Origin of the sequence: Thermococcus sp. P6 (assembly GCF_002214525.1) — an archaeon.
Taxonomy (GTDB): domain Archaea; phylum Methanobacteriota_B; class Thermococci; order Thermococcales; family Thermococcaceae; genus Thermococcus.
Genome location: NZ_CP015104.1, coordinates 1,492,222 through 1,514,292 on the forward strand (window position 1 = coordinate 1,492,222; position 22,071 = coordinate 1,514,292).

Annotated in this window: 25 protein-coding genes and 1 pseudogene; 21 read left to right on the top strand and 5 right to left on the bottom strand. The window is 51.0% G+C overall.

The genetic code is table 11. The annotated features are described in order from the left end of the window. Positions 1-32: 32 nt before the first annotated feature. From A3L12_RS08070 to A3L12_RS08170, 21 genes are all read left to right on the top strand, one after another. Positions 33-881, top strand: a complete 849-nt coding sequence (locus A3L12_RS08070; RefSeq protein WP_088883138.1) for a prenyltransferase/squalene oxidase repeat-containing protein — start codon at positions 33-35, stop codon at positions 879-881. Positions 882-890: 9 nt separating this feature from the next. Beyond that, on the top strand, positions 891-1,595 hold the full coding sequence (locus A3L12_RS08075) for a DUF6062 family protein (protein WP_232462888.1): 705 nt from the start codon (positions 891-893) through the stop codon (positions 1,593-1,595). Then, positions 1,585-1,902, top strand: coding sequence for a hypothetical protein (locus A3L12_RS08080; RefSeq protein ID WP_088883139.1), 318 nt, complete (start codon positions 1,585-1,587; stop codon positions 1,900-1,902). Before A3L12_RS08075 ends, A3L12_RS08080 begins: the two co-directional genes overlap by 11 nt. Then, on the top strand, positions 1,880-2,284 hold the full coding sequence (locus A3L12_RS08085) for a hypothetical protein (protein ID WP_088883140.1): 405 nt from the start codon (positions 1,880-1,882) through the stop codon (positions 2,282-2,284). Before A3L12_RS08080 ends, A3L12_RS08085 begins: the two co-directional genes overlap by 23 nt. 431 nt (positions 2,285-2,715) lie before the next feature. Next, the gene (gene crcB / locus A3L12_RS08090; protein WP_088883141.1) at positions 2,716-3,087 is read left to right on the top strand and encodes a fluoride efflux transporter CrcB; all 372 of its coding nucleotides are present in this window, start codon (positions 2,716-2,718) and stop codon (positions 3,085-3,087) included. Positions 3,088-3,091: 4 nt separating this feature from the next. Continuing rightward, on the top strand, positions 3,092-3,466 hold the full coding sequence (locus A3L12_RS08095; RefSeq protein ID WP_088883142.1) for a DUF190 domain-containing protein: 375 nt from the start codon (positions 3,092-3,094) through the stop codon (positions 3,464-3,466). 47 nt (positions 3,467-3,513) lie between these two features. Continuing rightward, on the top strand, positions 3,514-4,722 hold the full coding sequence (gene coaBC, locus A3L12_RS08100) for a bifunctional phosphopantothenoylcysteine decarboxylase/phosphopantothenate--cysteine ligase CoaBC (protein ID WP_088883143.1): 1,209 nt from the start codon (positions 3,514-3,516) through the stop codon (positions 4,720-4,722). A gap of 107 nt (positions 4,723-4,829) precedes the next feature. Then, positions 4,830-5,642, top strand: a complete 813-nt coding sequence (locus A3L12_RS08105; RefSeq protein ID WP_088883144.1) for a mechanosensitive ion channel family protein — start codon at positions 4,830-4,832, stop codon at positions 5,640-5,642. A 146-nt stretch (positions 5,643-5,788) separates the two neighbouring features. Next, on the top strand, positions 5,789-6,358 hold the full coding sequence (locus A3L12_RS08110) for a hypothetical protein (protein ID WP_157726720.1): 570 nt from the start codon (positions 5,789-5,791) through the stop codon (positions 6,356-6,358). 189 nt (positions 6,359-6,547) lie between these two features. Next, the gene (locus A3L12_RS08115; protein ID WP_088883146.1) at positions 6,548-7,231 is read left to right on the top strand and encodes an aspartate/glutamate racemase family protein; all 684 of its coding nucleotides are present in this window, start codon (positions 6,548-6,550) and stop codon (positions 7,229-7,231) included. Between the two features lie 33 nt (positions 7,232-7,264). Next, the gene (locus tag A3L12_RS08120) at positions 7,265-7,558 is read left to right on the top strand and encodes a MazG nucleotide pyrophosphohydrolase domain-containing protein (protein WP_088883147.1); all 294 of its coding nucleotides are present in this window, start codon (positions 7,265-7,267) and stop codon (positions 7,556-7,558) included. Between the two features lie 77 nt (positions 7,559-7,635). Next, positions 7,636-8,637: a hypothetical protein gene (locus A3L12_RS08125; RefSeq protein ID WP_088883148.1), complete on the top strand. Its 1,002-nt coding sequence runs from the start codon at positions 7,636-7,638 to the stop codon at positions 8,635-8,637. 249 nt (positions 8,638-8,886) lie between these two features. After that, positions 8,887-10,305: a TldD/PmbA family protein gene (locus tag A3L12_RS08130; RefSeq protein WP_088883149.1), complete on the top strand. Its 1,419-nt coding sequence runs from the start codon at positions 8,887-8,889 to the stop codon at positions 10,303-10,305. A 10-nt stretch (positions 10,306-10,315) separates the two neighbouring features. Further along, positions 10,316-11,638, top strand: coding sequence for a TldD/PmbA family protein (locus tag A3L12_RS08135; RefSeq protein ID WP_088883150.1), 1,323 nt, complete (start codon positions 10,316-10,318; stop codon positions 11,636-11,638). A gap of 317 nt (positions 11,639-11,955) precedes the next feature. Continuing rightward, a complete protein-coding gene (locus A3L12_RS08140) occupies positions 11,956-12,369 on the top strand; it encodes a hypothetical protein (protein WP_088883151.1) in 414 nt (137 codons plus the stop codon). Beyond that, a complete protein-coding gene (locus tag A3L12_RS08145; protein ID WP_088883152.1) occupies positions 12,366-13,370 on the top strand; it encodes a hypothetical protein in 1,005 nt (334 codons plus the stop codon). The genes A3L12_RS08140 and A3L12_RS08145 overlap by 4 nt, the downstream gene beginning before the upstream one ends. Then, positions 13,357-14,136: a hypothetical protein gene (locus A3L12_RS08150; protein WP_088883153.1), complete on the top strand. Its 780-nt coding sequence runs from the start codon at positions 13,357-13,359 to the stop codon at positions 14,134-14,136. The genes A3L12_RS08145 and A3L12_RS08150 overlap by 14 nt, the downstream gene beginning before the upstream one ends. Continuing rightward, on the top strand, positions 14,133-14,582 hold the full coding sequence (locus A3L12_RS08155; RefSeq protein ID WP_088883154.1) for a hypothetical protein: 450 nt from the start codon (positions 14,133-14,135) through the stop codon (positions 14,580-14,582). The genes A3L12_RS08150 and A3L12_RS08155 overlap by 4 nt, the downstream gene beginning before the upstream one ends. Next, positions 14,579-15,253 (top strand): ABC transporter ATP-binding protein, encoded by a 675-nt coding sequence (locus A3L12_RS08160; RefSeq protein ID WP_198300043.1) that lies wholly within the window; start codon positions 14,579-14,581, stop codon positions 15,251-15,253. The genes A3L12_RS08155 and A3L12_RS08160 overlap by 4 nt, the downstream gene beginning before the upstream one ends. Before the next feature lie 4 nt (positions 15,254-15,257). Continuing rightward, a complete protein-coding gene (locus A3L12_RS08165; RefSeq protein ID WP_157726721.1) occupies positions 15,258-16,907 on the top strand; it encodes a PEGA domain-containing protein in 1,650 nt (549 codons plus the stop codon). Between the two features lie 251 nt (positions 16,908-17,158). Beyond that, positions 17,159-18,436: an amidohydrolase family protein gene (locus tag A3L12_RS08170; protein ID WP_088883156.1), complete on the top strand. Its 1,278-nt coding sequence runs from the start codon at positions 17,159-17,161 to the stop codon at positions 18,434-18,436. A 202-nt stretch (positions 18,437-18,638) separates the two neighbouring features. On the opposite strand, the gene A3L12_RS08175 is transcribed toward A3L12_RS08170, so the two are convergent. The 5 genes and pseudogenes from A3L12_RS08175 to A3L12_RS08515 all read right to left on the bottom strand — a co-directional run bounded on the left by A3L12_RS08175 (position 18,639) and on the right by A3L12_RS08515 (position 22,067). Then, entirely contained in the window at positions 18,639-19,064 is a 426-nt protein-coding gene (locus tag A3L12_RS08175) for a restriction endonuclease subunit S (RefSeq protein ID WP_157726722.1), read from the bottom strand. A 112-nt stretch (positions 19,065-19,176) separates the two neighbouring features. Beyond that, on the bottom strand, positions 19,177-19,950 hold the full coding sequence (locus A3L12_RS08180) for a restriction endonuclease subunit S (RefSeq protein WP_088883158.1): 774 nt from the start codon (positions 19,948-19,950) through the stop codon (positions 19,177-19,179). Positions 19,951-19,972: 22 nt separating this feature from the next. Next, positions 19,973-20,398 (bottom strand): hypothetical protein, encoded by a 426-nt coding sequence (locus A3L12_RS08185; RefSeq protein WP_088883159.1) that lies wholly within the window; start codon positions 20,396-20,398, stop codon positions 19,973-19,975. Positions 20,399-20,410: 12 nt separating this feature from the next. Then, positions 20,411-21,343, bottom strand: coding sequence for a DUF6731 family protein (locus A3L12_RS08190; protein WP_157726723.1), 933 nt, complete (start codon positions 21,341-21,343; stop codon positions 20,411-20,413). Next, positions 21,340-22,067 (bottom strand): annotated as a pseudogene (locus tag A3L12_RS08515) (class I SAM-dependent DNA methyltransferase). The gene A3L12_RS08190 and the pseudogene A3L12_RS08515 overlap by 4 nt, the downstream one beginning before the upstream one ends. Positions 22,068-22,071 lie beyond the last annotated feature (4 nt).

A 22,071-nucleotide genomic window follows, 5' to 3' on the forward strand; every position in this document is an offset into this window, starting at 1 on the left:
AATGGCCGGAAGGATGGGTCGGAGGGATTAAAATGGGCTCGAAGCTTTACGAAATCGGAAGGTTCGTTAACGTCGACTCCGTTATCCGTTACGTTGAGAAGAGACGCCACGACGATGGCGGGTACTGCTTCGTCTCCGTTTTGGACGAAACGAACATAAACGACACTTACTATGCCGTCAGGATTTATGATCTCCTCGGGATGGAAGTCCCGGAGAAGGAGAAGACGATTGAATTTCTCCATGATTCCCTGAAACCCCAGCAGGCTACCGTGGCACTGGCAATGGGCATGGAAGCTCTTGGAATTCTGGGTGCAGGGGATCTGGCCCTCGAGAAGATTGAACTGCTTTCTGAGAAGTACGATCCTTTAAACGGGAAGTTCGCCGTGGGCCTCGGCGGGAGCGAGGAGTTCGGAACGTCAACACCGCTGGAGGCGACCTACTGGATTATGAGGGCATTTAATGCCATAGGCTACAAAATCGAAGGGGACGTTAGGGAAAAAATCAGGGACTTTGTAATGGGCTTTAAACGGGGGGATGGGTTTGGGCTTAAACAGCCAACGACCACCATGACGTATCAGGCATTGTTCTCGTTGAACGCACTGGGATACAAAGCCTTAAAGACCCAGCATTTTAAGAGATGCGAGGTGTATGGAGGCTTTACGGAAGTTCCGTACTCCCTTCCCCCGTATCTGGAGCCCACTTTCTATGCCATCCGTGGTATGCGTCTCATAGGGGAGAAACCCCGTTACGTAAAGGCGCATATCAACTTTATACGAGCCCTTCAGAATCCCAATGGAGGGTTCAGGAGATCCCTTGAAATGGGAATCTCAAACTTTCAGAACACGTACAGGGCCCTTAAGGCGCTGAGCGAGCTGGTTTGAGGGTTTTTCATGGATCTGATAGGAATATACCTAAAGGAAGCCATTGAGGAGGGTGTGTGCCCCGTATGCAGGATTCTGGAGAAGTATGAGAACAACCTCATAGAGGAAATTCTCTACGAGCATGTGCTCGATCCCGAGGTTGATAAGAGTTTTAAAAGGAGCATGGGGCTCTGCACGTATCATGCATGGAAACTCAAGGAGGTGGCATATTCAAATCCCCTATACGGCCCCCTTGGAGTGAGCATGCTCTACGAGAGGGTGCTCTCCCATTACGTAACCTCTCTGAAGGAGGGGGACGTGGGAGAAGAAGATGAGTGCCCTCTATGCCTTCTGGGCAGGGAAAAGGAAAGAAACACGATAGAATCCATTGCCAGCAGGTTTGACGAGCTCTTTGAGGTTTACAAAAACTCCAGCGCACTCCTCTGCAAAAAGCACTTTGAGATGCTTTATGAATATCTGAGGGAGCACGATCCTCCAAAAGCGAAGAGGCTGAAAGAGGTACAGATTGAAAAGCTTGAATCGATTGATGAAAATCTCGAGAAATTCATCTCAAAATTTGACTACCGTTCAAAAGAGGGCCCAACCGATAGAGAAGAGGAGGCACCGCTCCTGGCGATATATGCACTGAGAGGCAGCCTGATCGGGGCTAATCTCCATAAGGTGTACAAAAAGAGAAAAAGAAGGCTCTTTAGGGGTGGGATTTTTGGAGATTGAAATCAGGGTTGAAAACGGGGAATTTCACAAAATCAGAAAGCGGAAAAGAGAGATTCAGAAAAACTTTGAGAAGCTTAATGCGCTTGAGGAAACCCTGAGGGTGCTTCAGATAGAGATGCTACTTGAAAAAAAGCGGCGGCTGGAGAGAAAGCTTGAGGAGGTAAGGAGTCATTATGAAGAGCTCCTGGAATTCAGCGAAAGGGCCAAAAGGGATAGAGAGCTCCTGATACGGGTAAGGAGAGACATAAGTGAGGAAAACAGGAAGCTTAGGGAAGCGATGAGGAATGAGGATAATAGTGAGACCTAAGAGGGGATGGAGGAAGGTCGTTTTCAACATCGATGATGGGACTTTCAGAAGGATTGAGCTAATCGGACATAAATATGGCTTCAGGGTGGATGAAATTATCAGAATACTCATAAAAGGCGAGTTTCTAACAAAGAGGGAGGAGCATGATGTTGAAATGCTCATGGAAGAGATAAAGCGACTTGAACGTGAGCTCTACGAAATCGAAGGAAGCTGGGCTCCCCTCAAATTTTCCTCCTTTGAGATTGCAAAGGATAATCAGAATCTGGCGATACAGCTTTCCGGATTGATAGCGGAGAATAAACGCCTCAGGAGAATGCTCAACAAGGGGGAGAGGGACTACTCGGACATTGAAGAGCTTATACGCTACTACATGAGGATGTGATGATGTGGAGGAGGTTGCAGGACTTCTCAGGATGAGGGATGGGCTTTTAAAGAGTATCTCAATCATGGAAGCCAAATACAGAGCGCACTGAAGGATCAGGAAGCGCTTTTAGCAACCACTGAAAAATTGGGGGAAGAAAACAGGCGGTTGATGGTGGGTGAAAGTGGAGGGGGATGAAAAATATTTTAAAAGGGCATTGGAGTTCCTTCGGGAAGGGGGAGATGTGGAGGGGCTCAAGAGAGAGGTTGCCATGCTTTCGGCAAGGGAGGCTTCGATGAACTACAGGCTCCTCGATATCCACACGTAGAATCGAATACTTGCAATGCGCTTGACGGGCTATGCATCCGAGAACCGCTTTTTGGGCGGCTTTGCCATAACCGGAGAGGTTGAGGAGATAGTGGATAAATATCTCGGAACTGGGGGCGGGAAGAATGAACGTCAGGATAATGATTATAATCGCCCTGGGAGGGGCTCTGGGAGCGCTGGCACGCTATGGAATATCCGGTATCCTCCCTCTCTATAAAGACTTTCCCGTTGGTACCCTGGCTGTGAACAGCACGGCGAGCCTGCTCTTGGGGTACCTCTACGGTCTTCTCTTCTTTGGCGGGGAGGTCTCATCGAACATGAGGGCGTTCTTTGGAACGGGCTTCTGCGGGGCACTGAGCACGTTCTCGACGTTCTCCTACGAGACCTTCTCCATGCTCAGAGAAAGGGAGTACCTGCTGGCCCTTCTGAACGTCTCAGCAAACGTTATAATAACCATAGGCTTAGTATTCCTCGGGTTTGTCCTTGCAAGGAGGTGATCCCGTGGTTGAGGTGGAACACTGGAACACGCTTCGCCTCCGCATCTACATCGGCGAGAACGACCACGTTAACGGAAGGCCCCTCTACAAGGTGATAGTGGAGAAACTCAGGGAAATGGGAATCGCGGGGGCCACCGTTTACCGCGGAATCTACGGTTTCGGAAAGAAGAGCAGGGTTCACTCGGCGGATGTCATAAGACTCTCAACGGACCTACCAATCGTGGTGGAAGCCGTTGACAGGGGATACAAGATCGAAAGGGCGATAAAAGAGGTAAAGCCCATGATAAAGGACGGCATGATGACCGTCGAACCGACGATAGTCGTGTGGGTGGGCCCGGAGAGGGAGGTCAGGGAATTCGAGGATGTTAAAGAGGTTTGAGTTATTGTTATATATGAGTTAGTGCAACCCCCTCCGGAGGTGCCCTTATGCTTCACCATGTTAAGCTTATCCACGCCACCAAGAGCAAAAAACTCCTCGGAAAGAAGATCGTTCTGGCAATTCCGGGAAGTATAGCCGCTGTGGAGTGCGTCAGGCTCGCGCGCGAGCTGATAAGGCACGGTGCTGAGGTTCATGCGGTTATGAGCGAGAGCGCTCAAAAGATAATCCATCCCTACGCCATGGAGTTCGCAACCGGAAATCCTGTCGTTACAGAACTTACGGGCTTCATAGAGCACGTTGAACTGGCCGGAGAGCACGAGAGGAGCGCCCACCTCGTTCTGGTCTGTCCGGCCACTGCCAACACGATATCAAAGATCGCGTGCGGCATAGACGACACGCCCGTCACGACGGTTGTAACGACGGCCTTCTCCCACATACCGATTATGATCGCCCCCGCGATGCACTCGAGCATGTACAGACATCCCATAGTGCTCAGGAACATCGAGAAGCTCAGGGAACTCGGCGTTGAGTTCATCGCCCCGAGGCTTGAGGAGGGAAAGGCGAAAGTTGCGACGATCGAGGAGATAGTCTACCGCGTTATAAGGAAGCTCCACCCGAAAACGCTCGAGGGAAAGCGCGTTCTCGTCACGGCCGGGGCGACGAGGGAGTACATAGACCCGATACGCTACATAACCAACGCGAGCAGCGGCAGGATGGGGGTGGCGCTTGCAGAGGAGGCCGACTTCAGGGGGGCGGAGGTCACGCTCATCAGAACGAAGGGAAGCGTTCCAAGCTTCGTCGAGAACCAGATCGAGGTCGAGACCGTGGAGGAAATGCTCCGGGCCATAGAAGGTGAACTGAAGGCGAAGAAGTACGACGTCGTTGTCCTCGCCGCCGCCGTTAGCGACTTCCGGGTCAGGGAGAAGGCGAAGGCGAAGATAAAGAGCGGAAGGCCCCTGAGTCTCGAGCTCGAGCCAACGCCGAAGATAATAGAGCGTGTGAAGGAGCTCCAACCAGATGTCTTTCTGGTGGGCTTCAAGGCCGAGAGCAGGGACGGAGAAGAGCTCGTAAGGGCCGCGAGGGAGCAGATCGAACGGGTGGGAAGCGACCTCGTCGTGGCCAACACCCTCGAGGCCTTCGGGAGCGGGGAGAACGAGGTTGTTATTGTGGGGAAGGACTTCGTCAGGAAACTGCCGAGGATGGAAAAGCGCGAGCTCGCCGAAAAAATCTGGGACGAGATAGCCAGGAGAATATGAACCGGAAATAACTTCTTTGACAAAAAATTCCGGAAGTAACTTCTTTGACAAAAATTTTTATACTTTGACCCGGAATATAATGGGAAAACATTGCGGAGGTGATCTCGATGGTGGCCCTTAAGGAGCCACTGCCCTACGTGGGGATTACTCCCATCCAGCTGATATACGCGTTGGTAATCCTCGTGGTGGGTTACATCGTAGCGAAGATGGTGGTAAGCATCTTCAGGAAGGGCCTTAAGAAAACAAGGCTCCCCGAACTCGTCGTTGAGTTCCTGGCAAGGTTCCTGAGCGCGCTCCTCTACGTGGCGGTGCTTCTGCTCGCCGTGAGGGCACTGGGGATCCAGACCGGCTCGGTGGTGCTGGGGCTCTCGGCCGTCATAGGCCTGATTCTGGGCTTTGGCCTGCAGGACACCCTGACGAACCTCGCCGCTGGCGTCTGGATCGCCGCGTTAAGGCCCATAGATGTGGGCGAGGTTGTTGAAGTCGCCGGAAAGACCGGAAAGGTAAACGCCGTTGGAATAATGAGCACCGAGCTGATGACCCCGGATAACACGCTGATAACCATACCCAACAAGCTCGTGTGGGGAAGCGTCATCACGAACTACACAAGAATGCCGACCAGAAGGGTTGACGTTGACGTGGGCGTCGCCTACGGGACTGACCTCGACAGGGCCATAAAGCTGGCGATGGACCTGATGAAGAACCATCCAAAGGTTCTCGACGAGCCTGAACCCGGCGTTGTCATAACAGCATTGGCCGATTCCTCGATAAACCTCCAGCTGAGGGCGTGGGCGAAGACGGAGGACTACTGGGCGGTCAAGGGCGATCTGACGAAGGGAATCTACGAGCTCTACACGAGGGAAGGAATAGAGATCCCGTTCCCGCAGCTCGACGTCCACGTGAAGGAAATGGCGAAGTGAGGGCTTTTATCATCAATGCTCTATCGTGATTCTATGGTCTCTGTCTGTCTTTCGCCACCGTAGCAATCCAGAAAGGATATGCCTGTAGAAATATTTATAAACATTGAAGTTTAATATAACAATGCATAATTGTAGAAAATCACACGATGTGGAAGAAAATATTTAGTATGGTATTAGGGTTATTAACTCTAGGAACAATTACAGGAACAGTGTGGGGGAACCGTATGAACCGAAAGCTTCCGGTGGTTTTGCTCTCTCTATCTCTACTTCTCTTATCTGCGTTGGCCTACCATCATTTTGGTGAGAACCGGGAAGAAACCGGACCCAGTACGATAATACCAGTTCCGGACAGCCTCCAAGATATTCTCGTCGATTCCCCGCAGGGCAGGGAGCTTATCAGGGAAGGAAAGAAGTTCGAGGTTGGCCCAAAGGTTATCTCTTGGTATAGGGGGGATCCACCGAACATCACCTACACAAGGGCCAAGGCCATAGTCTGGATCGGAGGGAAATGGGTAATCCGGAATAATTCAACATATTACGAGGGGGGCGAACCCTACATAGTTGAGTTTGACCTTATCAACAGAAGGGTTATCTCAATGAAAAAGACCGATGAGAAGGATCTGCAGGCCTACTATGACGAGTACTACAGGTATTGCGGGAAGACCTGCGAGGAGCTTAAAGGTCATGATGTTATAGTCACCGTGAAAAAGGGGTAGCTTTGCCCTCTTCCCGTCGATAACTTCATTGGTTTGGTGGAGGAAAGGATATAAACTCCAGCTCCAAGGTACATCGTAAAGACGTCTTTGTGAAAAATCCCGGAAAAGGGATAAACATCCGGATCGCCCCAACTTTTGTAACCCCGAAAACCTGATAAGAGCCTTCTCCCAGAGAGACCCGGTGGTGGCATGAGGAAGATAGGCATAATCGGCGGAACGACGCCCGAATCGACGTGTTATTACTACAGGAAATACATCGAGATAAGCAGGGAAAAGTTCGGGCCCTTCACCTTTCCGGAGCTCTTGATTTACTCCATAAACTTCGGGGAGTTCAAGAATAACCCGAGGGGCTGGGAAGGGAGGAAGGAGATGCTCATAAAGGCCGCAAAGGCCCTTGAACGTGCTGGAGCTGACATCATCGCACTCTCCGCGAACACACCGCACATCGTTTTTCCGGAAGTTCAGGCATCTCTAAAAGTCCCTATGGTGAGCATAATAGATGCCCTCATCGAGGAGCTGAAAAGAAGGGGCGTTAAAAGGGTTCTCCTGCTCGGCACAAAGACGACCATGACGGCTGACTTCTACAGGAACGCCCTGAAGGAAGCGGGTTTTGAGGTTGTGACGCCTTCAAAGGAGGAGATTGACGAGATTGACAGGGTAATCTTCGAGGAGCTCGCTTTTGAGAACCTGAAGAGCAAACCCTACCTGGTTGGTCTGATTGAGAGATACGTGGAAGAGCACGGGGTTGAGGGCGTGGTACTCGGCTGCACCGAGCTTCCTCTGGCGATAAAGAGCGGTGATGTCTCCGTCGAGGTCTTCGATACCGCTGAGATCCACATGAGGAAGCTCATCGAGATGGCGGTTGATTTTTAAGCCCCCTGATCTTTCCTTTTCCCGGGTGGTACCATGGAGATCCGGGAGTTTCAGGAAATGATCAGGGAGATCTACTTCCACAAGGACTCCAGAAGGGGCATCGAAAGGACGTTCTTATGGTTCGTCGAGGAAGTGGGGGAGCTGAGCGAGGCTGTAAGAAAGGGCAACAGAGATGCCATGGAGGAGGAATTCGCGGACGTTCTGGCATGGCTCGCGAGTCTGGCGAACCTTCTCGGGATAGACCTCGAAGAGGCCGCCAGAAAGAAGTATCCCGGCGTCTGTCCCTACTGCGGTAAGAAGCCCTGCGAATGCGAGGAGAAGTTTTGAGACTTTGCCCGGGCGGATAACTTTTTCAACGTCAGGGTTAAATAGTCCGAAATCGTATCCCGCGCCCGGGTGGGGGTATGACCATCGCCAGCATGGATGCACAGGAACTGGATTGGAAGGATATCCTTCCAGAGCCCTTTGTGGTTTTGATTCTGGGCATGAGAGGAGCCGGGAAAACAGCCCTCGGCCACTACCTCCTCGAATACTTCGGCGAACAGGGAAAGAGAAAACCAGCCTACATAATAGGCTTCCCAGCCCACAAAAGACACCTCCTGCCCTCATGGATAAAACCGCTCGATGAGCTCTACTTCCCCGACAACAGCGTCGTCCTCCTCCACGAGGCCCACTTCTACCTCCACGCAAGGAGAAGCATGAACGACCAGAACATCGAGATAGATAAACTCATAACCGTAAGCCGCCACAAGAACGTGGACATAATCATAGAAACCCAGCAGAGCTTCAGGCTCGACAAGAACGTCGTGGCTGAGGTTGACGCTCTGATATTCAGGGCCCCAGAGTTGATGCAGGAAAGGTTCGAACGTCAGGAAGTTAGGTTTATAACCAACCGGGCCAAGGAGGCGTTTAGCCCATACATCAAAGAATACAATGTGGTCAGGGACGGCGAGGTGGTCGGCAGGTACATGAAGCTACTGCCCGAAGCCAAGAAGAAGGCCTACATTTACGGTAAGAACTACGAGGGCATGTTCCCGCACGACATTCCGCTGCCAAGCTACTGGAGTGACGAGATAAGCCGTGCCTACGGCGAGCTGAAGGAGAAGAAAGAGGAAGAAGTAGAAGAAGCCGAAGGAATGGTCGGCAAGATACTCAAACTGATTAAGAAGAAGCCCAAATATGCAGAATATTTCAGGAGCATGCTTGAGTGGGAAGAAGAGAATAAGGACAGCGAGTATTTCGACTTGGGTTTTGAATGGAGTGATGTTAGGGTGCCACCGCAAGTTCTAAGCAGGCTGTACCTTGATGGTATTCTGGAACTCGTCTATAACACACGCAGGCATAAGGCTTATCTGCTGAAAGATCGGGAGGCTGTCAGGGAGGCCCTTGAAAAGCTTGAAACGTAATCAGCCTGAACCGCAGATAATATTTCCACGTGGTCTCATTTGGCGACAACTTTTCAGTGGTTTGAATCATCGGTCCTGTCAACCCCTCAGGAATCCCCGTCGCCCGTGAGAGGCCCTTAAAGTGGTCCCTGAAAGCCTATCCTTTTGTCCCCCTCTGGCCTCAAGCGCTTCCTTTCGATAGCTATCTTAACGAAAAGACTTTTATACTTTCATGCTTACATTGGTACGCAGAAAACCGAGGTGGTACACATGGAGCTTCTGGAGTTTGCGGTGGAAAAGGCCCTCGAGCTGGGCGCTTCCTACGCGGAGGCCCGGTTTGAGGAGAAGAAGGGCACTTCTCTGACGATGAAGAACGGCAACCCCGAGGGGCTGAGCGTAACGGCCGATAAGGGCATTGGAATAAGGGTTCTCGTTGAGGGAGGAATGGGTTTCGCAAGCACGAACGTTCTAACGACCGAAAACGTTGCCACTGCCGTTAAAAAGGCGGTTAAGCTCGCAAAGGCGGCATCGAAGGTAAGGAAAGAGCCCATAGTCTTCTCCGATGAGTACTTTCATTCCGTCAAGTACAAGGTCAGGATGAGGAAGGACTTCCGCGACTTCTCGCCGGAGGAGAAGCTTGAACTCCTCAAGAAGATCGAGGAGGACGTCAAAGAAACCGGGGTAAACGTGCCCATGCGCTATCTGAGTTACTCTGACATGGTGTGGGAGAAGAAGATACTCCACAGCGACGGTGCCTTCATAGAGAGCAAGATCCCGAGGGTTTCGGTAACCTACAACCTCGTCGTCTTCGAGAACGGCCAGATGGAGCAGGCTCCCTTCGTCCAGAGGGCCTTCTCCGGTGGGCTGGAGCTCATAGAGAAGGACGAGCCGTGGAAGTGGGCCGTAAAGGACGTTCAGGCCCTGAAAAGGCTGATCTACGAGGGGAAGAAGCCACCCGAGGGAAAGGTTGACGTGGTCATAAGCCCGGAGGTGGCGGGCATAGCGGTTCATGAGAGCGTTGGGCACCCCTACGAAGCCGACAGGATCTTCGGCAGGGAGGCCGCTCAGGCAGGGGAGAGCTTCGTAAAGCCGGACATGCTCGGGGAGAGGATAGGTAGCGATGCCGTTACGGTGATTGAAGACCCGACGATACCGAACAGCTGGGGTTTCTACCTCTACGATGATGAAGGCGTCAAAGCCCGCCCGAGGTACCTCATCAGGAACGGGATAATCACCGAGTTCCTCACCAACAGGGAGTACGCCGCGAAGCTCGGGTTGCACTCCAATGCCTCGGCGAGGGCGATAAACTACAACCGCGAGCCCATAGTCAGGATGGCCAACACCTACCTCGCACCCGGGGACCACTCCTTCGAGGAGCTGATCGAGGACGTGAAGCTCGGCGTCTACATGGTCTCCTTCAACGAGTGGAACATCGACGACCGCAGGTATCAGCAGCGCTACATAGGAAGGGAGGCCTACCTCATCGAGAACGGCGAGATAAAGCACCCGGTGAGGAGACCGATCCTCGAGATAACCACGAGGGGACTGTGGAGCAGCGTCGATGCCGTTGGGAAGGAGGTGGAGTTCTACCCCGGAACCTGCGGCAAGGGCGAACCCGGTCAGGGCGTTCCCGTCTGGATGGGCGGGGCACCGGCGAGACTCAGGGGGATACCCCTCAGGAGGCCGTGAGGTGGTGAAGATGTTCGACGTTAACGAGTTCATCCTTAAGAAGGCGAAGGAGCTGGGTTTTGGCGATGTTGTCGTCCTGTCCCACGAGACCGAGCGGAGGCAGGTCCGCTTTGCCAACAACGAGATAACCGTTGCCAAGAACTGGCATTCCAGAAAGGTGGATCTCTTCGTCGAGCTTGGGAAGCGCGTCGCCGGAACGAGCATCACCGAGCTGAGCGAGGAGAACATAGAACGCACCCTCGAGACCCTGCTGAGCAACATGAAGGGCATGGCGCCCAAGGAGGACTACTACGGGATAGCCGAGGGTCCCTTTGAATACAGGGACATTCCCGAGACCTTCGATAAGGCCATAGTGGAGCTGGACGAGCCGAACGAGTACGTGGAGGTGGCTATAAACTCGGCCCTCGAGGAGGGGGCCAGGAGGGTGGCGGGTGTGCTCTACACCGACCACAACAGGCTTTACCTGACCACGAGCAACGGCGTCGAGGCCTTCGACGAGGGAACGGGGATAGAGATAAGCGTCCGCGCCTTCGTCGGCGACCTCGAGAGCGGGCACGGGACGAGCTCATCGAGAATTCTCAGGGGTTTCGATCCAGAGGGAGCGGGAAGGAAGGCCGGTGAGATAGCCAAACTCGCCCGGAACCCCGAGCAGGGGCCGGAGGGAAGGTTTGACGTGATCTTCGACCCGCTGGCCTTTGCGAACCTTCTGAGCTACATGAGCTTCATGACCTCCGCCTATGCCGTTGAAGCTGGCTTCAGCTTCCTTGTTAACAAGCTCAACCAGAAGGTCGCCGCGGAGGGAGTCACGATAAAGGACATCGGCAACATGCCCAACGGCTACGGAACGAGGAAGTTCGACGACGAGGGCGTGCCCACGAGGGAAACCACCATCATCGAGAAGGGAGAGCTCAAAACCTACCTCCTGAACACGAGCATGGCGAGGAAGTACAAAAAGCAGACCACGGCGAACGCGGGCCTCATAATGCCCCACGCGTGGAACATCTACCTCGAGCCCGGTGACCACACCCGGGAGGAGCTCTTCGAGGGCGTGAAGAAGGGCATATACATCACCAACGTCTGGTACACCCGCTTCCAGAACTACGTTACCGGAGACTTCTCGACCATTCCGAGGGACGGGATATTCCTCGTGGAGAGGGGCGAGCTGAAGCCGATAAGGAACATACGCGTCAGCGACAACCTCCAGAGAATCCTTCAGGGGATAACCGCCCTGACGAAGGAGAGCCATCACGTCCACTGGTGGGAAGTGAACACGCCTGTAACGACGCCCTACGTTCTCGTGAGGGACGTTGGGATAACGAGGGCCACGAAATGAGGCCCCTTCCCTTTTTTTTTTGGATGATCTTTATTCTACGGATTCTACGCCTTGAGAATTAGGCCTGAGTGTTTCTATGGAGCCCTTGAATGACTTCGGGAATACCCTGAAATTCCTGAGTTCGTTGAGGGACCAAAGGGGCTAAAATTCTCCACCATAAACTCAAGTGGCGAAGATGGAGGCCATCAAAACCCCGGGATAAAACTAACCCGATACCGTTTTATTTTTCTTCCACAATTCTATAATTACTAACATAGAAAAGTTTATAAAAATAACTTCAAAAATAAATTTAAGAATAACTTTATGGAGGTGGTTATTTGAAGAAGACTATCAGCGCTCTATTGATGGTAAGTATCCTTGGATACGTTATCGGAAACCTCGTGGTGGCAACCTCCTCAGGCAGTGCCCCTGCCGGATGCTGGAGGATGTACAAGCATGATGTTGATGATAAGGAATGGAACAATGGCGAGTGGTACTGGGCAGGGGTCCGAGGGTACGTCAGGATCTGTGATGGAAAGGCTACCATCGAAACCAACACGGTAGAACACGTTGCTGCAGTATCTATAAATAAAGGAACACACATTATTATGGGTCCTTATACGGACCAGACACCAGTTATCGCATACACAAGATTTGAATATCAAAGGGTTAACGGGGAAACAGGATGGGCGAATGCGGTTATCTATGCAACTCCTGCACCAACTCCAGTCAATACCGGTGAAAATCCATGAGAAGGCTAAAACAGTTAGTACCGCCTCTTCTTTTTATTTTTCTCCTGCTGGTCCCTGCTGCTGGTGCCACCCTGCCATGGCTCAAAGAGGGGACCTACGCCAAGTATGCGCTCCTTGAACCTCCTGGCGGGCCGAGCCAGGTGAAGGACCTTTACTTCTTCAAACTATATCCAGAACGGCTTTCCCCTGCGGTTCGGGAGAGGGTTCTAAGCTATCTGACCAACGATTCACCCTGGAAGACGGTTGGCTTCCCCTTCGTGATTGGGGACTGCACGGACATCTTCATGGGTTTCAGGGTTCTAAAAATTCAGGGGGATATGGCTTTTATCAACGCCAGCGCGACCTTCGTGAACGCCACGATAGAGGGCAACTACCACCACATAATTCCAAACCTGACCGTGTGGAGGGTGCTGAGGCTGAATCTCACGGACATGACCTACTACGAGAACGGAACGCCTATCGGGAAGGCCACCCTCTTCGTGGACCCGTCGAATCCTCCAAAGCCCGGAGAGTTTCTGTTCAGGCTGGAGGGTCTCTCAGATGATGTCAATGTCACTGTCGGGAACGTCACCTATAGCGCCTACGGTAACGGCACGGTTCTGACCTACTACCGCCCCTTCAGGCCGCCGCGGATAGGAGTAAAGAGCGGAAGGTTCTACTTCAGCGACGCCGGCAGAAACTGGTCCATGTCCGGCGGTGGGAGTGAGGAGTACACCTACGACTTCCTCACAGGAGTTATGATAGCGGGGTCCTTTGTGCATTCCACGGAGCTGATGGCCATAGGGGTCTTCTACATCGACGGCATCGATCGGAGGATCCGTGGAAAATCCGGGGAGGGGATCTGGCCCGATGGCATCAAGCTGTACGATACCAATATCCAGTTTCCGGACGAAAACAGAAACTCATTCCCGGACAGCCCCTGGAGGTATTACCTCTACTCGGGAACACTGGCTCTACTGGTTTCGGCAGGATGGAGGTGGTGGAAGAATGGGCACGCTTAAAACTCAGCTGAAATGGGAACTGAACGACCCGCTGACACTCACAGTTTTCCTGTTCGGGTTTTTGATGGCCGGACTTGCATTCATGAGGGATGTCCTGAAGATGAGCGCGGTGGGGATGCTCGATCCCTTCAATCCAGAATCGGCCACTCATTACGCCATCATGATTCCAAAACTCGCCCTTCCTACTGTCTCACAGGAGGCCTACAGCATTCTGGTCTTCGTCGCAGTAATGCTCTCAAGCCTCTCCATAAAGGGTGAGATCGATTCTCTCGCCGCCCTAACTGTTTACTCCCTCCCCATGAGGAAGTGGAAGCTCTTCACCGTTAAGTTCGCCTCGACCTTCCTGCTGGCACTCCTGTCCTTCGTGCTCCCCTATTTCCTGGCCCTCGGATACGTCCTCTCGGGCTCCCCATCCCTCCTTACCGGGATACTTGGGGACGGTGTCTGGATCAACGTCCTCACGTTCCTTCTGATGGCGGTCTTTTACACCGTCTCGGTTTCACTTTTCGTGGCGGTGCTCTCGCCCAACTCCTTCGCCGCGATACTGGGCGGTCTGGCCATACTCTATGTCCCGGTTATCCTCAGGATATCGAGTCTCCCGCCCTTCAACATCTCCGGGGCAATGTCCTCGTACCTGACGGCGGTCGCCTACGGAATGGGGTACGGGGGCAGCCCCTACGCGAGTGTCGTCGGAGTTGGGTTCTTCGTCCCCTCGGCACTGCTGGCCGCCTCGATAATCATCAGCGAGAGGAGGGACGCCAGATGAAACGATTCACCCTCTTTTTCCTGCTCGGACTCTTCCTCTTCACCGTCGGCCCGTTCTTCGTTCCTCATCAGCAGGAGATGAATTCAACAGCTTCCGGCTTCCTAAGTGGCAACGGCTCTTCCACATCGATATTCGTTTCCACCGCCAGGAGGGTGGCGGTGAGCGTCGTGACGGATAACAGTGGGAGGTACGGCATTCTGATCTTCGACGGAACGAGGGGGAGATTCATAGCCAACCTCACCGCGATGGGAAACATGTACCGGGAGGTTGAGCTTCCCGATTCCGGGACGTACTACTTCGTCTATCGCGGGAACGGCACGGCCCGGATAGCTATAAGAACGATATCCGCCTATCCCTCGGAGCGGGTGCTCAGGACAGAGTACGTAAGCGGAGGGACGGTAGCCTTCCTTCTCGCCGTCCTGATATGGCCGGGGGTGAGAAAATGATAGTGAAAGCCCGAAACCTCACCAAGCGCTTCGGTAGCGTCGTCGCCCTCGATTCCATTGATCTCGAGATCCCGGGCGGTCTGACGGTGATAGTGGGCCCCAACGGGGGCGGGAAATCGACATTTCTGAAGATAGCGACCGGAGCATATAGGGCCAGTGCTGGAACCATCGAGGTTCTGGGGAGGGATCCCTGGAGGGACGAGGAGATAAAGAAGTTGCTGGGGGTCTCCTTTGATCCGCCTGCGCTACCCCCATTGAGAACCGGGAGGGAGTGGCTGGAGTACATATCCAGGGCGAGGGGCGGGAACGGACGGGACGTCACGGAGGCCGCGGAGACCTTTGGGGTCAAAGGGTTCATAGACAAGAGGATGAGGGATTACTCTGCGGGGATGAGAAAGAGGGTTAGCTTGGTCCAGGCATTCGTTGGAAACCCCGAGTTGGTTTTCCTCGACGAGCCGCTGGCGAACCTCGACCTCGAGGGCATGAAGAACGTCGTTGAGATTATTCGGTGGAAGCGCGAGGAAGGCCTTAACCTTGTCGTTATCTCCCACATCTGGCGTCCCTTCTTGGATATCGCGGATTACGCGGTCTTCATAGCCGCAGGAAGGGTTCAGGCTTCGGGCAACCCGGGGGAGGTTCTTCCACTGATTGAGGGAGCTTTCCCACTGTGAGGTGATGGAGATGAAAGAGGGTGCGATCCTGATAGGGGCAATGTTCCTGCTGTCCATCGTGGCCGGTGGTGCTGGTGCAGTTTCAAAGGGCGATTATGGAATACTCATCGTGGATTCCAACTCAAGCGTCCTCATCCCGGAGAGGGGGCTGAACTTCACGGCGCCGGCGTGGGTGGAGCTTCCGGCTTCGAAGGATGGTGAGAACTACACAGCGGTAATAAGGGTAAACGGGATGGAAGTAAAGATTCCAGTTCGGGTAAAAGAAGGGCTTACCACGATAGTTAAGCTGGATGAAGAGGAGCTTATGAAGGCAATCATATCCGACGGCGCTAACCCCTCTGAACTGGAGTTCGGAGAATCTGTTACCCTCCCACCGAAACTTCCGGGATCCCAGTGGGTACCGGAATGTGGTGTGGCAACGTACGGACCGGTTAAGGGCAATGGACCACCCTTTGAAGTCGCGAAAGTTTCTGGCGAACCCGGCTACTTCTTGCTGTTCAACAACACGCCCTTCAAGGTATGCAATGAATATGAGGTGGATGAGATTAAGGTTCACGATGACAGCTGCGGGGTAGTGGGGCACCGGCTCAACTGGACCAGCTATGTTCCGAAGTACATGATGGCCGACGTGGACTCGGACCCCCCGGATTCTGCGATTTTGATCTTCGGGGCGAGTCTCATGGTGCTGAGAACACCCCTAACCCTCTCGTTACCCGTCATCAACGAGAGCGTCCATGGGTACGGCTTTGATTTCACAGGAAATCGGGTGGATTTCGAGGTAAAACCGATCGAAGAGTACCCTATAACGATTACCTCGAACATCACCTCCTTCAACGGCCTCGCCCCCCGCGTGAGCTTCATAGTGAAACCCTCCCCAGAAAAGAGAATCAGAATAAGCGTCAACTTCACCCGGATTCTGGATGCCGTAAACCTCAGAGTCGTTTACGGGATACCCCCCGAATACAGGAACCTTCCCAACGGGATGAACGAAACCCACGGAGGAACGCCGCAGAATAATGAGAATGAAGAAGGGAACATAGGAAACGAAACCTTCGTAACTCCGACACCCGAGAACGCGACGCTCATTATTGAGACTCATCCGAAAGAGGTGGAGGTTTACGTGGATGGGAATCCAGTTTGCAGGGGCGGTTGTACTTTGAACCTCACTCCAGGGGAGCACGGGGTTGAGGGACGTGCCATGGGCTTCGTGAAGTGGAGCAAGAGCGTGGTGCTCTCACCTGGTGAGCGCGTAACCCTGAACGTGACCCTGCTACCATATCCAAGGTTCCGCGTGGTTTCGGTGCCCGAAGGAGCGGAGCTTTTCGTCGACGGAAAGCCCTTGAACTGCACCACCCCCTGCAACGTAACCCTCACCCCAGGAACGCACGAGCTGGTCTTCAAGAAAGAGGGTTTCAGGGATTACAAAACCAGAGTTGAGGTCCATGCAGGGGATAGCGGGGTTATTCCCGTATCGCTGACTGACCTGAGCGGCAGAAGGTACTCGCTGGATCCCCGGATAAAGGGAGGAAATCAAAACGAAGAAATCCAGAAAAAGGAAGCCACAAAGGGACTCTCCCTGTCTCCCACAACCGCCTACGTGCTTGGAGGCCTCTTGATCCTCGGAGCCGGCCTGCTGGTCGCCCGAAAACTATGACCTCTCTTTTTTACCCGAATTACCCGAACAGCCCCCAGAGCCGGGGGAGGGAATGGAGGATCCTCCTAAGGGAACTGGAGAGGCTGGAATGAGGGGGAGCGGATCGCAGGATAACCGGAACCCTCCGGTACCCCTGCTGAGACCGTTCCCGGGTCCGCACTTTCTATCCCTTCGACGGACATCAGGGACCCCCGAAACCGGCGGAAAGCTTATAATTCCCGGTCCTCAGGCTCTTTTAAAGGGTGATATCGATGAGTATACTCATCAAAAACGGTCACGTTATCCACGGGGAGGAATTTAAGGTGGTGAAGGCCGACGTCCTCATCGAGGGCAACCGCATCGCCCGGGTCGCACGGAACATAAAAGAAACCGCGGATACCGTCATCGATGCAAAGGGTCGCGTCCTTTCCCCCGGCTTCGTGAACCTCCACACCCACTCCCCGATGGGCCTTTTCAGGGGTCTTGCGGACGATCTGCCGCTCATGGACTGGCTGGAGAAGTACATCTGGCCGCGGGAGGCCCGGCTGACTGCCGACTACACCCGGGTTGGGGCGTACCTCGGTGCCCTTGAGATGATAAAGACCGGAACGACGGCTTTTCTCGACATGTACTTCCACATGAAAGAGGTTGCAGAGGTCGTCCTCGAATCGGGGCTGAGGGGGTACCTCTCCTACGGAATGATAGACCTCGGAGACCCTGAAAGGACGGAGAAGGAGATTAAAGAGGCCCTGAGAACGATGGAATTCGTTGAAAATCTGAACTCGGAGAGGGTTCACTTCGTCTTCGGGCCGCACGCCCCCTACACCTGCTCGATAGCCCTTCTCAGGGAGGTTAGGAGGCTCGCCAGTGAACACGGAAAACCCATAACCATCCATCTCAGCGAGACCATGACAGAGGTCGGTAAGATTCAGGAGCGCTACGGAAAGAGCCCCGTGGTTCTCCTCGACGATATCGGCTTCCTCGGAAGTGACGTTATAGCGGCTCACGGGGTGTGGCTGGACAGCAGGGACGTTCAGACGCTCGCCAGGAAGGGTGTTACGGTTGTTCACAACCCCGGGAGCAACATGAAACTGGCGAGCGGGGTCATGCCCCTGCAGAAACTTCTCAACGCGGGTGTAAACGTCGGCCTCGGCACCGACGGTTCGGCGAGCAACAACAACCTCGACATGCTCGAGGAGATGAAGCTGGCTGCGCTGCTCCACAAGGTGCACAATATGGACCCAACGGTTGCAAGGGCCGAAACCGTCTTCCGGATGGCGACCTTAAACGGGGCGAAGGCGCTTGGACTGAAGGCCGGCGTTATAAAGGAGGGCTACCTCGCCGACATAGCCATCCTGAACTTCAACCAGCCCCATCTAAGGCCCATGAACAACGTGATAAGCCACATGGTCTATTCTGCCAGCGGAAACGACGTCGAGACAACGATAGTGGACGGAAGGATCCTCATGCTCGACCGGGAGGTTCTAACGCTGGACGAGGAGAGGATCCTCGATCGGGTGGAAGATGTTGTAGAGAAGATTGCAGGATGAGTTTCAATTTTAGTTTATATCATACGCTGGGTTTATCAGAAACCGTCTCCTGAACTTCCCCTATGGCTTTTTGTTCTGGAACGGGTGTTTGAAAGGTGTAACTTAACTTCAAAGCTTTGTCCCTCTCAAAAACCTTAATACTGGAAATACCGCCTGAGAAAATGAAAAGGCAGATGGATGAAAAGTAACCTTTCTCTGCTTCTCATAACTCCCCTCTAAACGCTTTATCCAATATTGCCTGCTTCATAACTTCCAGTTCTTTTTCTGTTTTTTCGTATAGCTCCAAAAGTTCTCTCTGCTTCTCTGCTATTCTGTCGAGATAGGCTGCGATGCGTTTTTGTTCTTCTATGTCGGGTTTGTTGTTTTTGTATGGGATTGGGATTTTGTGCCTAATTAGATTGTTTTTAGTTATCTCTTTAAAGGTTGTTCCTGTCCTAACCCATTTATCTTCAAAATATTTTAACCAGTAGAAAACATATAAATTAAACGCTTTCTCTACCTTTATTGCCGCTAAACCCCTTCCAATTCCGCATTTATGATCTGCTATGTTAACGGGACCAACAGGAGCACGTACGGAAATTAGAATATCTCCATAATCTGCAATCTTGTAAGGTGAGGTACAATACACTCTGGGTATGGGGTTAATCTCACCAAAATCTTTTTTGCCTTGATAGAACGGTAAGCCTTTTTTTCGGTATTATACGTTTCAGAAGGCGGGGATTGGCCCATTATTATTTCGGCTATCCCCCCCAGCCTGACCCATCTCCAGCCTTTTCATCAGCTTTCGAAAACACATGATGCAACGCCGACTTAAGCAGATCTTCAGCCTGCTCTTTTGCCTGCCTTCTCAGTTCCTTCATCCTGTCAATTTTGCTGAACAGCTCTTCAATTCTTGCGACGATGCGTTTTTGTTCTTCCAATGGAGGTAGGGGAATTTTTGTAGCTTTTAGCTTCTGATTATTTACTCCTGCTTGACCAATCCATTTCGTGGATATCCTTAGAAAGTATCCAGTCACCCAAAGATAATTTATTGCATAGGTCAAAAATTCTGGAAGAATTAAGCTCTTGTCAACCCTAATCCTTGTTATATGATTACTAAATCCACATTCCATATCTTTAATGACCAATGCAGCTCTACCTACAAGCTCCTTACTGTTTGTATTATTGAAAAGTACATCACCTTTCTTTAAAGAATAAATCTCTAAATCTACAAGTTCTGGAGGTAAATACACCACATTTGAAAAATCCAAGTTTCCAAAACCTATGTTATTTGATCTTAGGTGTGGAATTCCATTTTCTACTTCATTAGATTTAGAACATGCAAAACCACTTTTGATCTCTTTTATAACATCCTTTAACTTGACCCATCTCCAGCCTTCGGGCAGTTCATAGGGGCCTTTTACCTCTTTTGCCCCTTTTACCCCTTTTAACTTCTTATCGGGCTTCGGGTTGCTCCTGTTCTTACCCCCGATCTTCCTTAGCTCATCGAGAGTTGATTGTTTTGTCTTAGCCATATTTCTTCCCTTCCATACTTTCTTATTGGAAATATAACTCTATCATCTTTTTAAGTATCCATACACACCTCAATAAAGAAATTAAGCTCCAAACAAGCAATAGAACTACTAATGCAGATAATTGGGGAACCAAGGAAACGACAAGGCTGGCAATGGCTAAAATTAAGAGCAAGATAATCGTAAACAGGAAATAATCATATATTTTTGGGTAAGTTGGATGTTTTTTTATGAACTTTATCCTATGATTCTCTGGGAAGGTAAGTAAGATAACCAAGGAGGTTATAAGGAATCCAAGGAGAGTAACACTAACTGAAGTTAACACATCATCTTTTTCTCTAACCCATGCGGATATCTGGGCCATATTGCCTAAGAATGGCAACATTACAAAAATTAAAATTGTTAAGAGGACATCCATCCGAAACTCTTTTACTTTCCAAAGCTTGAACACAATCTCACCTCTTTAAGATCTTTTTATATATTCTTTTAACTCATTCTCAAAAGCATAATATGAATCCACTATTGCATTGAACATCGACTCTGGATTTACAGCTCGGCTTCTCTCATCCAGCTTCGCTACTCTTTTTTCGGAAACCAACATTTCCTCCAGCAAGTTAAACTCTTCAATCGATTCTTCACCTTCCAGCCTTCCTCGTATATTAATGGCTCTTAGATTTTCAGTGGCTTCAGGATGCCTCAATAATCTTTTAATACTCTCTTTTATTCTATCAAATTTTGAGATTTCTACATGCTTTCTACTTCCAATTGTAACACCTAAAGAGAGCCAGACACCATCTATTAATTCTGCAGCAGAGAACATTTTACCAAAACTTTCTGGATCTTCTTTTGCCAACAATCTGGCATAGTTCGTTGCGATTTTGATTGTGATTCCCCTTATTTCAATGAATCTTTCCAATAGATTGTACAGCTCTTTCCTGAAAATAGGTTTTATTTCAACTCTCACAACGTCAGTGGAATTGTTAGAAAGATAGTCGTTAATAATTCTTACAAGCTTTGAATTTACCCATCTAACGCCATAGTGATTGTATTCTGCACCTATTATCTTCCCATCAAATATAACAAAGTGCGAAGGTTCCGCCAGACCTTCATGCTCTTGTAGATTTAAAGGATCCTCTTTAAGGTGTAATTCGTTAAATTTAAGTGGTAGCTCATCTTTTCTGATTTTCTCCAATCTCCAAAAACTTCTGTTGTTTTTTACCCCATGTCTCCGAATAAACAGTTCATCATTATATAATTTAATTATCTGGTTTGAATAAGAATTGAGAATAGACTCGATGAACTTAAGATCCTTTTGAATTCTTTCACCATTCCCTTTAACCCATTCTACTTGGAAAAAGTGTATTTTCCTGCTAACATCATTAACCATTTTTTTCACCCTCCCAACATCTCTTTTAATTCATCAATCAAAGCATTAATCTCCCTCTCTTTCTCTGCTATGCTCTCAACGATCTCGATCGGCTCGGGATAGCTTATCTCTTCCCTTCTATTCGGATTCCTTGCGGTCATGTCGTAATCGTTCTCAATTATCTCTTCAACCGGCACGACCCACGACCACTCTCCAATCTCCCTTTTCTTCCACGCTTCGTAGACGGGCTTTAAGTCCTCATCTGTAATGGGATTTGCCTTTGTGTACTTCTTATTCAAAACAACTTCGGAATAGCCGGCAAAATCAAAATACCAGATTTCCTTTGTTGGACCGTCTCTGTTGAAAAACAAAAGATCTGTTTTTGGACCTGACCTGAGGATGTTACATTCGCAAATACTCCTGAAGGCAGGCTGATTATCGTGTGAACATTGTAATTCTCAAGCAGATCTTTCTTTGTTTTCAAAAAAGCTTTCTGAGACGTATTGAAGAGAATTCCTTCAGGAACGACTATCCCGCATCTCCCGTTTTTCTTCAGCTTTTTCATCACATATTGCAAAGCCAAGATTTCCGTTTTGGTTGAAGGATATGGGAAGTTCTGACGGACATGCTTTCCTTCCTTTCCTCCAAATGGAGGGTTCGTAAGGATAACATCGAACCTTTCGCTTTCTGGAATATTTCTCACATTTTCTTCCAACGTGTTTTTCCTTACAATGTTTTGGATTAAGTAACCCATGCAG